The organism is Streptomyces sp. NRRL F-2664 (assembly GCF_000719345.1).
Taxonomy (GTDB): Bacteria; Actinomycetota; Actinomycetes; order Streptomycetales; family Streptomycetaceae; genus Streptomyces.
This window is the reverse complement of the sequence record NZ_JOFX01000001.1, coordinates 175,958-190,530: the sequence shown is the minus strand read 5'-3', so window position 1 is coordinate 190,530 and position 14,573 is coordinate 175,958. Positions and strand designations below refer to the sequence as shown.

General features: G+C 74.0%; 14 protein-coding genes. 7 read left to right on the top strand and 7 right to left on the bottom strand.

Annotated features, from left to right (window positions below):
• Nucleotides 1–49 precede the first annotated feature (49 nt).
• Nucleotides 50–2,179, top strand: a complete 2,130-nt coding sequence (locus tag IF89_RS0100840) for a SpoIIE family protein phosphatase (protein ID WP_234327632.1) — start codon at nucleotides 50–52, stop codon at nucleotides 2,177–2,179.
• A 20-nt stretch (nucleotides 2,180–2,199) separates the two neighbouring features.
• On the opposite strand, the gene IF89_RS0100835 is transcribed toward IF89_RS0100840, so the two are convergent.
• The 3 genes from IF89_RS0100835 to IF89_RS0100825 all read right to left on the bottom strand — a co-directional run bounded on the left by IF89_RS0100835 (nucleotide 2,200) and on the right by IF89_RS0100825 (nucleotide 5,478).
• Nucleotides 2,200–3,039, bottom strand: coding sequence for a hypothetical protein (locus tag IF89_RS0100835; RefSeq protein ID WP_030759472.1), 840 nt, complete (start codon nucleotides 3,037–3,039; stop codon nucleotides 2,200–2,202).
• 5 nt (nucleotides 3,040–3,044) lie between these two features.
• Nucleotides 3,045–4,847, bottom strand: a complete 1,803-nt coding sequence (locus IF89_RS0100830; protein WP_030759470.1) for a glycoside hydrolase family 15 protein — start codon at nucleotides 4,845–4,847, stop codon at nucleotides 3,045–3,047.
• Between the two features lie 67 nt (nucleotides 4,848–4,914).
• The gene (locus tag IF89_RS0100825; protein WP_030759469.1) at nucleotides 4,915–5,478 is read right to left on the bottom strand and encodes a DoxX family protein; all 564 of its coding nucleotides are present in this window, start codon (nucleotides 5,476–5,478) and stop codon (nucleotides 4,915–4,917) included.
• Nucleotides 5,479–5,595: 117 nt separating this feature from the next.
• Here IF89_RS0100825 and IF89_RS0100820 point away from each other — a divergent pair, with 117 nt between their 5' ends.
• Nucleotides 5,596–6,060, top strand: coding sequence for a MarR family winged helix-turn-helix transcriptional regulator (locus IF89_RS0100820; protein ID WP_030759466.1), 465 nt, complete (start codon nucleotides 5,596–5,598; stop codon nucleotides 6,058–6,060).
• A gap of 73 nt (nucleotides 6,061–6,133) precedes the next feature.
• A complete protein-coding gene (locus IF89_RS0100815; RefSeq protein ID WP_030759465.1) occupies nucleotides 6,134–6,442 on the top strand; it encodes a YkvA family protein in 309 nt (102 codons plus the stop codon).
• A gap of 15 nt (nucleotides 6,443–6,457) precedes the next feature.
• On the opposite strand, the gene IF89_RS0100810 is transcribed toward IF89_RS0100815, so the two are convergent.
• Both IF89_RS0100810 and IF89_RS0100805 read right to left on the bottom strand, forming a co-directional pair.
• Nucleotides 6,458–6,829 (bottom strand): VOC family protein, encoded by a 372-nt coding sequence (locus IF89_RS0100810; RefSeq protein ID WP_030759463.1) that lies wholly within the window; start codon nucleotides 6,827–6,829, stop codon nucleotides 6,458–6,460.
• Between the two features lie 71 nt (nucleotides 6,830–6,900).
• On the bottom strand, nucleotides 6,901–7,536 hold the full coding sequence (locus IF89_RS0100805) for an alpha-ketoglutarate-dependent dioxygenase AlkB (RefSeq protein ID WP_030759461.1): 636 nt from the start codon (nucleotides 7,534–7,536) through the stop codon (nucleotides 6,901–6,903).
• 697 nt (nucleotides 7,537–8,233) lie between these two features.
• Between IF89_RS0100805 and IF89_RS0100800 the strand changes: the two genes are divergently transcribed.
• The 4 genes from IF89_RS0100800 to IF89_RS0100785 all read left to right on the top strand — a co-directional run bounded on the left by IF89_RS0100800 (nucleotide 8,234) and on the right by IF89_RS0100785 (nucleotide 11,315).
• Nucleotides 8,234–8,461 carry a CbtB domain-containing protein gene (locus IF89_RS0100800; protein ID WP_030759459.1) on the top strand — a complete coding sequence of 76 codons (228 nt, stop codon included), beginning with the start codon at nucleotides 8,234–8,236 and terminating at the stop codon, nucleotides 8,459–8,461.
• A 12-nt stretch (nucleotides 8,462–8,473) separates the two neighbouring features.
• On the top strand, nucleotides 8,474–9,301 hold the full coding sequence (locus tag IF89_RS0100795) for a CbtA family protein (protein ID WP_043192496.1): 828 nt from the start codon (nucleotides 8,474–8,476) through the stop codon (nucleotides 9,299–9,301).
• Nucleotides 9,302–9,436: 135 nt separating this feature from the next.
• On the top strand, nucleotides 9,437–9,787 hold the full coding sequence (locus IF89_RS0100790; protein ID WP_030759451.1) for an ArsR/SmtB family transcription factor: 351 nt from the start codon (nucleotides 9,437–9,439) through the stop codon (nucleotides 9,785–9,787).
• A gap of 178 nt (nucleotides 9,788–9,965) precedes the next feature.
• Entirely contained in the window at nucleotides 9,966–11,315 is a 1,350-nt protein-coding gene (locus IF89_RS0100785) for an MFS transporter (protein ID WP_030759448.1), read from the top strand.
• Nucleotides 11,316–11,324: 9 nt separating this feature from the next.
• On the opposite strand, the gene IF89_RS0100780 is transcribed toward IF89_RS0100785, so the two are convergent.
• A complete protein-coding gene (locus IF89_RS0100780) occupies nucleotides 11,325–12,296 on the bottom strand; it encodes a CPBP family intramembrane glutamic endopeptidase (protein ID WP_051806672.1) in 972 nt (323 codons plus the stop codon).
• A gap of 209 nt (nucleotides 12,297–12,505) precedes the next feature.
• Nucleotides 12,506–14,443: a PAS domain S-box protein gene (locus IF89_RS41420; protein WP_234327615.1), complete on the bottom strand. Its 1,938-nt coding sequence runs from the start codon at nucleotides 14,441–14,443 to the stop codon at nucleotides 12,506–12,508.
• Nucleotides 14,444–14,573: the final 130 nt, after the last annotated feature.

The following is a 14,573-nucleotide window of genomic DNA, read 5'->3' as shown; positions in this document are numbered from 1 at the left end:
GGGGGCCGGGATGCCGATGCCGACGCCGAGGGCGCATCCTGGCTGTGTGATGGCGAGAGCGGACGGCGCGGGCGCCGCCACCGACGCGGTGGTCCGGGCGCTCGCGCGGGCCTCCGCGGGCGCCGTGCAAGCCGTGGGCGGATACGCCGGCGGGGTCTATCTGCGCTCGGGGTCCGGTGAGCTCCTGCAGCTGGCCCTGTTCACCGGGCTCCCGCTGCCGCTGTTCCGGCCGTGGTGGCGGATGCAGGTCAACCGGCCCTTTCCGGTCGCCGAGGCCTACCGCTCGGGGCAGGCCGTGCACCTCACGGACGCCGCGTCGGCGATGAGCCGGTTCCCGCAGCTGGTCGCCGGACTGCCTTTCCCCTTCGCCTCCCTCTACGAGCCGGTGACCGCCGGACAGGAGCGGTTCGGCGTCCTGCTGGTGCTGCGTCCGGCCACACCCGGCGTCCCGGTCGGGCCCGGGGACCGCAGGCGGCTGCGGGAGGCCGCGGAGGACCTGGCGCGCGACCTCGCAGCGCTGTCGTCGGCCGGGGAGCCGGTGGCATGGGACGGCGACCCGGTCGGCGTGCCGGCGCCGGCGCCCGAGGCCGGCGCGGCGGGCGCCCGCGCCGCCGTGGACCGGCTCGCCCAGGCGGTGCTCTCCCTAGACCGGGAGGGCCGGATCGGCTTCGTCAACTCCGCGGCCCAGCACCTGCTGGGCGTCGCCTCCGGACAGCTGTACGGGCGGCCGCTGTGGGAGGCGGTGCCGTGGCTCGGTCACCCGTCCTACGACGATCACTTCCGGGCCGTCTTCATGTCGTCGGAGCCGGTGCACTTCTCCGCGCGGCGCGGCCGCCACCCACCGGGGGGCGAGTGGCTGTCGGTGGGCCTCTATCCGGCGGCGGACGGGGTGACCGTGACGATCGGTACGGCCGACCCGCCCGCCTACGCGCCCACCACGCCGGCGGCCGACGCGGACACGGGCCCCGGGTCGCCGGCCGACCGGGCGTCGACGCTGTACCGGCCGGTCGCCCTGGCGATCGCCCTCACCGAGGCGGTGACGGCCCGGCAGGTGTCCGCGGTGGTCACCGAGGAGCTGCTGCCCGCCTTCGGCGGCCGCCAGCTCGCGATCTACCTGCTCGACGAGCGCCATCTGCACCTGGCGTGGGAGACCGGTTTCCCGCAGGGCTTCCTCAACCGGTTCGACGGGGTCGCGCTCGATGTCCGGCTGCCGGGCGTCGAGACGCTGACCACGGGCCGGCCGCTGTTCTTCGAGTCGATGCAGCGGCTGGCCGCCGCCTATCCGGGCATTCCGCTGGACGCCGACATCGGGGCGCGGGCCTTCCTGCCGCTGATCGCGTCGGGCCGGCCGGTCGGCTCGTGCATCCTCGGCTTCGACGCGCCGCGCGGCTTCAGCCCGGAGGAGCGTACGGTGCTGACCGCACTGGCCGGGCTGATCGCGCAGGCCCTGGCCCGGGCCCGGCGCTACGACAGCGAGGCGGCGCTCGCCCACGGGCTCCAGGCCGCGCTGCTGCCGCACCGGCTGCCGGTGCGCCGGCACGTGGAGACGGTCGGCCGCTACCTGCCCGGCTCCGCGGGCATGGACGTGGGCGGCGACTGGTACGACGTGGTGGAGACCGGGTCGGGCCGGCTGGCGCTCGTCATCGGCGACGTCCAGGGCCACGGGGTGGCCGCCGCCGCGACCATGGGCCAGCTCCGCAGTGCGGTACGGGCCTTCGCGCTGGCCGGGAGCACACCGGAGCAGGTGGTACGCGGCACCAACCGGCTGCTGATCGACCTCGATCCGGGTCAGTTCGCCAGCTGCTGCTACGTGGTGCTCGACCCGGCGTCGGGCTCCGCGCAGGCCGTCCGGGCCGGGCACCCGCAGCCGCTGCTGCGCCGCCCCGAGGGCCGGACGGAGGTGCTGGACCTGGCGGGCGGGGTGGTGCTCGGCGTCGACCCGGAGGCCGCGTACCCGGTCACGGAGCTCCGGCTGGCGCCGGGCGCGGTGCTCGCCCTGTACACGGACGGACTGGTGGAGCTGCCGGGCGCGGACATCGACGAGGGGGTGGAGCGGCTGCGGCTGGCGCTGGCCTCGGGGTCGCCGGGGCCGCTGACCGAGACCGCCGACCGGCTGATCGGCAACGCCGTCGACCGGCCGGACGACATCGCCCTGCTGCTGGCGTCCCTCACGGCGTAGCGGCCCAACGGTGGGGCGGCTCAGGGACGTTCGTAGGCCTGGAGGACACCGCCGACCGAGAAGCACAGGGCGCCGCACAGGGTCCCCCAGTCGTCGACGCCGGCGTCGACGAGGCTGCCGGTGGCGGGCCGGGTGAAGGCGGCCAGGGCCGAGACCATGAAGAGCACCGAGCCGAACTGGTTCACGGCGACCACCCACCAGCCGAGGCTGCGCGAGCGCAGGCAGGGCCGGGGCCGGTGGCAGATCTCGACGAACGCCAGGTGTCCCGAGAGCAGGAAGAGCAGGCATCCGATCACGTCGGGCGTCCAGACCAGCCGGTTGGCCTGCTGGGCGGTGAGTCCTTGGAGGAAGGAGTCCAGGAGGTTGACGCCGAACACGAGCGTCCCGACGAACAGCGCGAACGTGCCGAGCCAGTCCAGCCGCATCGGCTCGTACCCCCACCACCGCCAGGCCGGGGTGGTGAGCCGGCCGTCCGGCGGGGTGTGCCGGGGGGCGTTCAGGACCTGGAGCAGCGAGACGTAGCCGCCGGTGTTGAAGAACAGGCCTCCGGCGAAGTAGATCGCGGTGCTCTCGGCCGTGCCCCGGCCGGACTGGGCGACGGCGGCGCCGAGGGCGAAGAGGGCGCCGCCGATGACGAACGCCGCCGAGGCGATGCCGTTGAGCCGGCGCAGCCGGCCGAGGGCCTCGGCATCGGCCGTGCGGGGCCTGGCGGCCGCCTCTCCCGGGCCGCGGACCGCGAGCGTCCCGCGTCTGCGGGCCGGCCGCGACTCCCACACCACGGTGTCGCCCTCGGGGCGCTGCCAGGTGACGCGGGTGGTGAAGGGTCCTGCGCCTTCGGCGCGCTGCGGGGGTGGCTTCACGTCCCTCAGCCCGCCTCGGTCGTCCGCTTTTCCATGCCGGCCAGGGTCAGTGCGGTGTTGACCAGGGCGACGTGGCTGAACGCCTGCGGGAAGTTGCCGAGTTGGCGTCCGGAGACGGGGTCGTACTCCTCGGCGAGCAGGCCCACGTCGTTGCACACCGTCAGCAGCCGTTCGAAGAGGGCGCGGGCCTCGTCCTCGCGGCCCGTCAGGTACAGGGCGTCGGCCAGCCAGAACGAGCAGGCGAGGAAGGCGCCCTCGTCGCCGGGCAGGCCGTCGTCGGTGTCGGCGGTGCTGTAGCGGCGCACCAGTCCGCTGCGGCCGAGCTCGGCGCGTACGGCCTCGACCGTGCCGCAGACGCGGGGGTCGTCGGGCGGGAGGAAGCCCACCCTGGGGATGAGCAGGGTCGCCGCGTCGAGTTCGCGCGAGCCGTAGTACTGGGTGAAGGTGCCGCGCTCGGGGTCGAAGCCCTTGTCACAGACGTCGCGGTGGACGGCGTCGCGCATGGCGCGCCAGCGGTTCACCTCGCCGGGCAGCGAGGGGTCGCTCTCCAGCGTCCGCACCGCACGGTCCGCGGCCACCCAGGCCATCACCTTGGAGTGCACGAAGTGCCGGCGGGGGCCGCGGACCTCCCACAGGCCCTCGTCGGGCCGCTGCCAGTTCTGTTCGAGGAAGTCGAGGAGGGCGAGCTGGATGCGCCAGGAGTGCGCCTCGGCGGGCAGGCCGGCGGACCGGGCCAGGTGCAGGGAGTCGATGACCTCCCCGTACACGTCGAGTTGCAGCTGGTCGACGGCCGCGTTGCCGACGCGGACGGGCGTGGAGGATGCGAAGCCGCGCAGCCAAGGGAGTTCGCATTCGGGGATCCGGCGCTCGCCCGCGATCCCGTACATGATCTGGAGGTCGGCGGGGGCTCCGGCGACCGCGCGCAGCAGCCACTCGCGCCAGGCGCGGGCCTCGTCGAGGAAGCCGCTGGTGAGGAGGGAGCCGAGGGTGAGAGTGGAGTCGCGCAGCCAGCAGTAGCGGTAGTCCCAGTTGCGGACGCCGCCGAGTTCCTCGGGGAGGGAGGTGGTGGCGGCGGCGACGATGCCGCCGGTCGGGGCGTAGGTGAGGGCCTTGAGGGTGATCAGGGAGCGGACGACCGCTTCCTTGTGGGGGCCGTCGTAGCGGCACAGGGAGGCCCATGCGCGCCAGTCGGAGAGGCTGCATTCCAGGGCCTCGATGGGGTCGGTGGGTTCGGGACGCGGTTCGTGCGAGGGGTGCCAGGTCAGGACGAAGGCGACGCGGCGGCCGGCGGTGACCGGGAACTGGGAGCGGGTGCTGTTGTCCTCGCCCCAGGTGCGCACCGGGGGTTCGCTGCGGAACCAGGCGGAGTCGGGCCCGGCGACGGCGACCCGCTCGCCGTCGATGCGGCGCACCCAGGGGACGGCGTGGCCGTAGTCGAAGCGCAGGCGCAGGGTGCTGAGCATTCTGACGGTGCCGCTGACGCCCTCGACGATGCGGACGACGTCGGGGGCGACGTCGCGCTGCGGCATGAAGTCGATGACCTTGACGGTGCCGGTCTCTGTCTCCCAGTACGACTCCAGCACCAGGGTGCCGTCGACGTAGGCGCGGCGGGTGCAGCGCTCGCCGTCGGCGGCGCCGAGGGGGGCGATGCGCCAGTGGCCGTTCTCCTCGTCGCCCAGGAGCCGGGCGAAGCAGGCCGCCGAGTCGAAGCGCGGGAGGCACAGCCAGTCGATGGACCCGTCGCGGCCGACGAGCGCGCTGGTCATGAGGTCGCCGATGAGTGCGTAGTCCTCGATGGGTTGTGTCATTTGAGCGCTCTTCCCCCGAATGTCCGGGGCCAATCAGGTGGGGCCCCGGACACCCCCGGGCGACGCGCTACGAACGCACGAGGAGCATGACGGCGGCGAGGACGACGCCGAGGGCGAGGGCCAGGACACCGTGGGCGAGGCGGTGGGCGCGCAGGACGGGCAGGAGGGCGTCGACGGCGTACCGGCCGGGGCCGGTGAGGGCGAGGGCGGCGGCGCCCGCGGTCAGCAGCAGTTCGTACTCGATGCCGGCGGGGGCGAAGAACGCACCGGTGCCGTGGACGGCGATCGCGTTGATGAGGGTGCCGACGACGGCGGCGCCGGCCAGCGGGGTGAGGAGCCCGGCGGCGAGGCCGAGGCCGCCGAGGGTCTCGGTGAGGCCGGCGAGAACGGCCATGGCGTCGCCGGCGGGGTAGCCGCTGGCGGTGAAGAACTGGCCGGTGCCGCTGATGCCGCCACCTGCGAACCAGCCGAAGAGCTTCTGGGCACCGTGTCCGGCCATGGTCAGGCCGAGGACGAGGCGCAGGAGCAGCAGTCCGGCGTCGTGGCCGGCGGTGGCGAGGGCGGCGGAGCCGGGCGTCGCGGTGGGCGCGGCGGTCGGCGGCGTCGTCGTGGCGGCGGCGGGAGTGGGCATCGTGGGGTCCTTCCGGTCGTGCGGCCCGAGGGGCGGGCAGGATTGTTCACATTCGAACCACTGGCCTCGGACCCTAGCGGGTGTTTCAAATTCGAACAACCTGTGTAGGGTGGTGCCATGGCTGAACCGAGATGGCTGGACGAGCGCGAGATGCGGGCGTGGAGCGGCTTCCTCGCCGCCTCAGCCCTGGTGAACCGGCGCCTGGACCAGCAGCTCAAGGAGGAAGCCGGGCTCTCGCACCCGCAGTACGAGATCCTCGTGCGGCTGGCCGCGGCGCCCGGCGGGGAGCTGCGGATGACCGAACTGGCCAACGGCCTGATCAACTCCAAGAGCGGGCTGACGTACCAGGTGACCCAGCTGGAGAAGGCAGGACTGGTCCGCCGCCGCAGCTGCCCCTCGGACGTACGCGGGATCTTCGCCGTGCTCACCGACACGGGCCGGGCGAAGCTGGAGGAGGCCGCGCCGGGGCACGTGGCCACCGTCCGGGAGGTGCTGGTCGACGTCCTGACCCCGGCCCAGCTCGACGCGCTCGCCGACGGCCTCGGCGAGGTCGGACGCCGCCTGCGCGGACCGGGCGCCTGAGCGGACGGGGCATCTGAGCGGCTCGCGGCCGCCGTGCAGGCATCTCTCCGCGGAATCGGGGTATAGGGGCGCCATGGACGGAAAGGTCTGGCTCGTCGTCGGCACGGTGCTCGCCGTGGGCGTGGCCGTCGCCGCGGCGGTGCTGTTCTTCCGCGTGCTGAAGGCGCGGCGGCTGTTGGCCGACGCGGGCATCCCCCTGCAGGACAAGGCGCTGTTCTGGGCCGCCCTGATCTACACCGTCTCCCCCGTGGACCTGATCCCCGACCCGGTCTACCTGGACGACATCGGCATCCTGATGCTGGCCCTGCGCTCCCTGCACGCGGCGGCAGCGGCCGCGCGCCCGTCGAAGGAGCCCGGCGTCGACGTCCGCACCCGCGTCTGAACGGGCCCCGTACGGTCAGACGTGCTGGTCGACGAGGACCGGATTGCCGTCGGGGTCGATGACGAGGAAGCTGCCCGGCCCGGATGCCGTTTCGTCGGCCTGCATCAGGAACTCCACGCCGCTCTCCTTCAGCTCCCGCTGGATCTCCCGAACGTCGGTGAAGGAGTCGAGGGCGGCCGCGCTCTGGTCCCAGCCCGGGTTGAAGGTCAGCATGTTCTTCTCGAACATGCCCTGGAACAACCCGATCACGTGGTCGCCGTTCCTGAGAATCAGCCAGTTCTGCGCCGGTTCGCCGCCGGAGGCGGTGAAGCCGAGCTTCTCGTAGAACGCCCTGGAGGCCTCGATGTCCCGCACGGACAGACTCACGGAGAACGCGCCCAGATCCATGCGCTCCAGCCTGTACGCCCCACGGCGGGGCCGCAACCGCGGCGGCCGCGAGGGGGCGCGGCCCGTGGTCGTCAGCCCACCCCGCGGGGCCGGAACTGGATGCTGATGCGGGGCCCGACCGCCCGCACCGACTTCGGCACGGCGTGCTCCATCGTCCGCTGACAGGAGCCGCCCATGACCACGAGGTCGCCGTGGCCGAGCGGCAGCCGCAGCAGGGTGGCTCCGCCGTCACGGGGACGGAAGGCCAGATCGCGCGGATCGCCGACGGAGACGATGGCGACCATGGTGTCCTCGGTCGAGGACCGGCCGGTCCGGTCACCGTGCCAGGCGACGCTGTCGCGCCCGTCGCGGTACAGGCACAGGCCGGCAGTGGTGAACGGTTCGCCCAGCTCGGCGGCGTAGTGACCGCTCAGGGTGTCGCGGGCCTCCACGAGCGAGGGGTGCGGCAGCGGCTCCCCCTCGCCGTAGAAGGCCAGCAGCCTGGGCACCTCCACCTCGCGCTCGTACATCTGCCGCCGCTCGGCGCGCCAGGGCACGTCGGCCGCGAGGCGCTCGAAAAGCGCGTCCGCGCCGCGCAGCCAGCCGGGCAGGTGGTCGACCCAGGCACCGGCGCCGAGGTCGGTGCGGCGCAGCCCGTCGAGGGGGCCGAGCCGGATCTCGTCGCCCTGGTCGAAGAGGGAGCCCTGCAGGCCCGGGACCGTGCGCATGACACCCAGCCTAAACCCATCGACCGAACAGGTGCACGAATAGGCGCGCCGCCCTCGGCCTCCACGGCCGCCCCGCCCCGACCCCCGTCAGAGCGCCCGGGCGCGGCGACCCCCGCGCGCCGGCCGGACCAGGACGGTGACCGTGAGGGAGGCCGCCGCGGCGAGGGCGATGGCCGTCCCGGGGCCGCGAGCGTGGAGCCGACGTACAGGCCGGTGAACTCCCGGTTGCGGAGCAGGCCGAGACAACCGGTGGGGGCGGGAGGCGGGCAGGGAGGCCGCGGCGCGGCCGGGGGAAAGTGGGGAAGCGGGGGGGAAGACGGGTCGGAAGGCATGAAAAAAGCCTCCGGACGCATGCACCGAGGGTGCGCGCCGAAGGCCAACACCGGTGATTCCAGCAGCATTCCGCGTCGCCGGCCGTCCGCAACGGTCCCCCGCGAACCGTCCGTGGCGACATTACCGCAGCGTAACTGTGTGATCAGAGACTCACGGTCTTGGCCGCGCGGCCGCCACGCGGTAGCGTCAACGCGACATAAAGACATAGCGACGACGGCGAGACGGAAGTCCGGTGTGAATCCGGCATGGTCGCGCCACTGTGTGCTGCGGTGAACCCTCGCGGGGACGTCGCGGCGAGTCAGACCCGAGGACCGTCGTCCTGCACCACCGTATGGGACGCGTTGTTCCCCAAGGAGGTTCCATCATGGCCGAGGCTGTCGCTTCCGCTGCCGTATCCACCCCCGCCGTCTCCCCTTCGGCTCCGCTGCCCGTCCGCGCGGTCCTGCCCTGGGCGGTCTTCGTAGGTCTGCTGATGCTCGTGGCCCTGTACTTCGTCGGCGCCGAGCAGGGCGCCACCGCCGTGTTCGCCGGCGAGGGCGTGCACGAGTGGGTGCACGACGGTCGCCACCTGCTCGGCTTCCCCTGCCACTGAGAGGCCGTGCACATGTACGCCTCTACTGTCAGAGGTCTCCTGGTCCGCGGCATGCTCGCGGGCCTGGTCGCGGGACTGTTCGCCTTCGCGGTCGCCTACGTGGTGGGTGAGCCGTCGGTACGGGGCTCCATCGCCGTGGAGGAGGCCGCCGCCGCCCAGGAGGCCGCGAGCGCTCCGAGCGGCCACGCGGGACACGGTGGTGACGCCGTGTCGGGCGGGGCGGCCGAGGAGGAGGAACTGGTCAGCCGGCCGGTCCAGTCCACCGTCGGCCTGGCCACCGGGGTGCTGGTGTACGGGGTCGCGCTGGGCGGCATCGCCTCGCTCGCGTTCTCGTTCGCCCTGGGCCGTGTCGGCGGGTTCAGCCCGCGGGCGACGGCCGCGCTCACGGGGGCGGGGGCGTTCGCCCTGGTCTACCTGGTGCCGTTCCTCAAGTACCCGGCAACCCCGCCGGCGGTCGGCAACCCCGACACGATCGGGCAACGGACCACGCTGTTCTTCCTGATGATCCTGCTGAGCGTGCTGCTCGGCGTCGGCGCGATCATCCTCGGGCGGCGGCTGGCACCGCGCCTGGGCAACTGGAACGCGACGCTGACGGCGGCCGGCGGCTTCGTCGCCGCCACCGCCCTGGCGTTCGTGTTCCTTCCGGACAACAGCGACGCGGTCCAACCCGGCTTCCCCGCGGCGCTGTTGTGGGAGTTCCGCCTCGCCTCGCTGGCCGTCCAGCTCGCGCTGTGGACGGTGTTCGCCGTGGTCTTCGGCGTCCTGGCGCAACGGCTGCTGGCCGGGCGTACGGACGACGCGGACGTGACGGCACGCCAGCAGGCGCCCGCTCTGGGCTGATCCCCGGCCTCGTGCGCGCACGGCCCCGCCACCCCTCGGGGTGGCGGGGCCCCTGCATGCCAGGAGGTGTGCGCGGGTGCGCACGCTTTCCACCCGGCGGCTGCGGCGCCCGCAGCCGCCGCCTACGATGGGCGGATGAGCCGCAGCACACATCCGGCAGGTGCACAAGGCGCGCAGGAACGGGGGGACCGGCTGGAGGTCGCCGCGTCCGTGCTGGCCCTGCTCGCGGACCGCACGCGCCTGGCGCTGATGGAGCGGCTCGGCCGGGGAGAGGCGGACGTCACCACGCTCACCGAGGCGTGCGGGGCGGCCCGGCCCTCGGTCAGCCAGCACCTGGCCAAGCTGCGCCTCGCGGGGCTGGTCAGCACCCGCAAGGACGGGCGCCGCGTCGTCTACGCCCTGCGCCACGGACACCTGCGCCGCCTGGTGGACGAGGCCATGAACGTCGCCGACCACCAGATCGGCTCCCTCCCGCCGCACGACTGAGCCCGCTCGGGGCCGCTCCGGGGTCCTCGCCCCGAAAGAGTGCACAGGTACGCACACGTTGGGTACGATGGCGGTGTCGCGTCATCCGTCGGCCACGACCGGAACGGGGCCGCCCGTGCCGCCCTCACCCTTCTCGCCGCCTCCACGGTCCCGGACGTCCCGCCCGTCCCGACCCTCCGTGCTGCGCAACCGCGTCTACCGGCGCCTGTTCACCGCGCAGGTCGTCGCCCTCACCGGCACCGGGCTCGCCACCGTCGCGCTGAGCCTCCTCGCGTACGACCTCGCCGGCGACGGCGCCCCGGCGGTCCTCGGCACGGCACTGGCGATCAAGATGATCGCCTACGTGACCGTCGCACCGCTGGTCTCGGTCGTCGCCGAGCGGGTGCCCCGGCGGAGGCTGATGGCGGCCATGGACCTCTGCCGGGCCGGAGTGGCGGCGGCCCTCCCGTGGGTCACCGAGGTGTGGCAGGTCCATGTCCTCATCCTCCTGCTCCAGGCGGCGTCGGCGGCTTTCACCCCCACCTTCCAGGCCACGATCCCCCAGGTCCTGCCCGACGAGCAGGACTACACCCGGGCACTGTCGATGAGCCGGCTCGCCCATGACCTGGAGAGCCTGATCAGCCCGGTGCTGGCCGCGGCGCTCCTCACCGCGGTCTCCTACGACCGGCTGTTCGCCGGCACGGTCGCCGGCTTCCTCGCCTCCGCCGCGCTCGTCACCGCCACGGTGCTGCCCCGACCCGCCCCTGCCGAACGGACCGGCGGATTCCGCCACAGGGCCGCCGTCGGTGCCCGCCTGTTCTGCGCCACTCCGCGCCTGCGGGCCCTGCTCGCCCTCGACCTGGCGGTCGCCGCCGCCGGGGCCTTCGTCCTCGTGGACACCGTCGCGGCCGTCCGCGACCACCTCGGCCGGACGGACGGCGCGGTGTCCGTGGCGCTCGGGGCGTACGGTGCCGGCTCCGTGCTCGCCGCCCTCGCCCTGTCGCGGCTGCTGCGCCTCTGCACCGACCGCGCCGTGATGCTCTCGGCCGCCTGCGCCCTGCCCGCCGTCCTCGCCGTGGCGGCCGTGCTCACTGCGACCGCCCCGGGCGCCTGGTCCTGGCCCGCACTGCTGGCGGCCTGGGCGGCCGTCGGAGCCTGCTGCTCGGCCGTCCTGACCCCCGGAGGCCGCCTGATCCGGCGTTCCACCGCCGACACGGACCTGCCTGCCGCCTTCGCCGCACGGTTCTCCCTCTCCCACGGCTGCTGGCTCCTCACCTACCCGCTGGCCGGGTGGCTCGCCCCCTGGGCCGGACTGCCGGCGACGGCTGCGGTCCTCGGGGCGGTCGCCCTGGCCGCCGCCGCGGCCGCGGCTGCGCTCTGGCCGGCGGGTGACCCGGACCGGCCGGAACACGTCCACCCGGACCTGCCGTCCGGTCACCCTCACCTCGCCGACGCCCGGCCGTCCGGGGCCGGTCGACTGCACGGCCACCCCCACGCAGCCGACCAGCACCACCCCCGCCGGCCCGGGCGCGAGGCCCGGCGGGGCTGAGCGGGCGGGTCAGCGAGGGGGCGCCGCGGGGGTCGCCCGGTCCTCGGGAGGGGTGGTGCTGAGGCGGTGCACGCCGTGGGTGGTGGCGAGCTTCGCGATCAGCAGGGAGTACGCCGGAGCGGCGACGAGTTCGAGGACGAGGGCCTGCCACGGGGCGTCCGCGGCGTTGCCCGACTCCGCCAGTTGCCCCAGGGCGACGGTGATGCCGTAGGCGGTGACGTTGTTCGCCACGTGCACCGCGACGGCGGCTTCGAGGCCTCCCGTGCGGACGGTCAGCCATCCCCACCACATCGCGGAGTAGAAGAGCAGCGCGAACCCGGACGGTTCACCGAAGCCGTGTGCGACGGCGAAGAGGGCGGACGCGAGGACGATGCCGGGCCAGGGCGACCTGAGGAACCCGCCGAAGAACTGGGTGAGCCAGCCGCGGAAGACGAACTCCTCGGCAGCGGCCTGGAACGGGATCAGCGCCCACAGGACGACGAGCCCGAGGACGAACTGCGACCAGCCCGGGAAGTCGCCCGCGAGGCTCTCCTCGCCGTCCGCGAGGTAGCCCCACAGCGCCAGAGCGCCCATCTGCAGCACGATCAGCGGGAAGGCGACGGCCGAGCAGCGGGCGAGCCAGCCCCAGCGGAGCCGCCCCGTGACGGACGCCACGGTGCCGGCGGGGCGGCTGCCGCACCAGCGGACCGCGAGCAGGACGACGGGTATGCCGACGGCTATGGAGACCAGGCCGAGTGCCTCGTCGGCGAGCGGGTCGCCCAGGATCCGCTCGCCGTCGCCCGGTGCGAAGTCCTGGCCCAGCAGGTACCAGGCGAGGGCGCCGAAGGCGATCACCAGCAGCGGTCCGAGCAGGTTCCCGACGAGGACGAGGGTGAACTCCCCGATGCGCTGCGGGGTCTTCTGCCGACCGTTGCGGGCCTGCTCGTGGTATCCGCTCCCGGCCGGCGCGGTCTGCGTGGGCGGCTGCGCGGCGGCGGGCACGGGGTACGGCGGACCGCCGGGGGCGGCGGCAGGCCACCCGGACGGCGGGGCCGGCCAGGAAGGCGGGCTCGCCGCCGGCGGCGGGCTTCCGGCCGGCGGGCTTCCGGCCGGCGCCGCCCAGACGTTCGGCGGGGGCGTTTCTGACACAGCGGGACCCTTTCCGTCACGGCCGTTCACACGCCCATTCGATCACGTGGCGGCCCGACGGCTCAGTCGGTTCCGGTCCCGGGGTCCGCCGGGAGCCGGCCCGCAGCGGCCGGCGGACGCGGCTCGCTGCGCGGAGCGGGCAGCAGCAGGGAGAACCAGACGGCCTTGCCCTCGGCCGTCGGCAGGGTGCCCCAGGAGGCGGCGAGGGAGTCGACGAGGAGCAGTCCGCGGCCTGATTCCGCGTCGGGGGCGGCGAAGCGGGCCTGCGGCAGGACCGGACTGCCGTCGCAGACCTCGACGCTGAGTTCCCGGCCGGCCTGGCGCAGGCGGAGGCGGACGGGTCCGCGGCTGTGGTTGACGGCGTTGGAGAGCAGCTCGGAGGTCAGCAGGCAGGCCGTGTCGCGCAGTTGCTCGTCCTCCCTGCCCCACTGGGCCAGGGTGGAGCACAGGAACCGCCGCCCGGCGCCGACGCTGCTCGGGTCGGCGGCGAGGAGCATGCTCTGCGAGGTCACCGGGACGTCGGGGATGCGGACCAGCAGGAGGGTCACGTCGTCGGGGTTGTCGTCGGCGTCCGGCAGCAGCTCGGCCAACAGCCGGTCGGCGGCCGCCTCCAGGCCGTCGGTCGTCGCGACGGCCTTCTCCAGGGCGGCCGCGAGACCGTCCACCTGGCCCTCGATGTCGGTGTCGGGCGTCTCGACGAGGCCGTCCGTGTACAGCGCGAGGACGGAGCCGGGCTCCACGGTGTGCCGCGTCTCGTGGTGGGGCACCTCCCCCACCCCCAGGGGCACGCTCACCTCGACGGGCAGCCGGCTGACCTCACCGCCGGGCGCCACGAGCAGGACGGGCAGGTGGCCGGCCGAGCACATGGTGATCTCGGCCGCGTCGGCGTCGAGGACGAGGTAGCAGCAGGTGACGAACTGGTCCGGCAGTTCACTGACGACGGCGTCCAGGGCGCGCATGAGCTGCCAGGGCGGCATCCCGGTCTTGGCGAGGGCGTGCGAGGCGGACCTGAGCTGGCCCATGACGGCGGCGGCGTCCAGGCCCCGCCCCATCACGTCGCCGACCATCACCCCGACCCGGCCCCCTCCCAGCGGGATGAGGTCGAACCAGTCGCCGCCCACCCCGGCCCCCTGCCGGGCGGGGAAGTAGCGGCTCGCCGTGGGCATCCCGGGTACGTCGGGCGGGGATCCCATGAGGCTGCGCTGGAGGGTGAGCGCGACGTGGCGCTGCTGCTCGTAGAGCCGGGCGAGCATCTCCTCGGCCGACTTGCGTTCGGTGACGTCGCGGATGGCCGCGGAGACCAGGGTGCCGTCGGGCGTCTCCAACGGGCTCAGGCTGATCTCCACCGGGAACTCGCCGCCGTCGCGGCGCAGGCCGTACAGCTCCAGGCCGGCGCCCATGGGGCGTGCCCTGCGGTTGACGACGTAGCCGTGCCGGAAGTCCGAGTGGTGCCCGCGGAAACGTTCCGGGACGAGCACCTCCACGGGTCTTCCCAGCAGGTCCTCCCGGGCGTACCCGAAGAGGGCCTCGGTCTGCGCGTTGACGAGCTGGATCACGCCTTGTTCGTCGACGATCACCATCGCGTCCGGAGCGGCCTCCAGCAGGGCGCGGAAGCGCTCCTCGGCGGCCCTGCGCTCGCTCACGTCGCGCACCGCAGCCGAGATCAGCAGGCCCTCGGAGGTCTCCAACGGGCTCAGGCTGATCTCCACGGGGAACTCGCGGCCGTCGCGGCGCAGTCCGTGCAGGACGAGGCCGGCGCCCATGGGACGGACCTGGCGGCTGGCGGCGTAGCCGAGCCGGTGGCCCGGGTGCTGGCCGCGGAACCGCTCGGGGACCAGGACCTCGATGTGCCGGCCCAGGAGTTCCGCCCGCGGATGGCCGAACAGGGCTTCGGTCTGCGCGTTCACCAGCCGGATCACCCCGGTGTCGTCCACGATCACCATCGCGTCCGGTGCCGCTTCCAGCAGAGCCCTGAAAGGCTCCTCAGTCGTCGCTGCCACGCTGCGCCTCGCACTCGTCGAATCCCGCAGAAAGCAGCCATCCGACCACGTGGCCGAATCTCGCGCTTCCGGTTGACCGCATGCGGCGCCAATTGACCGATTCTGCCCGCCGGAGGCGCCCGCCCGGGTC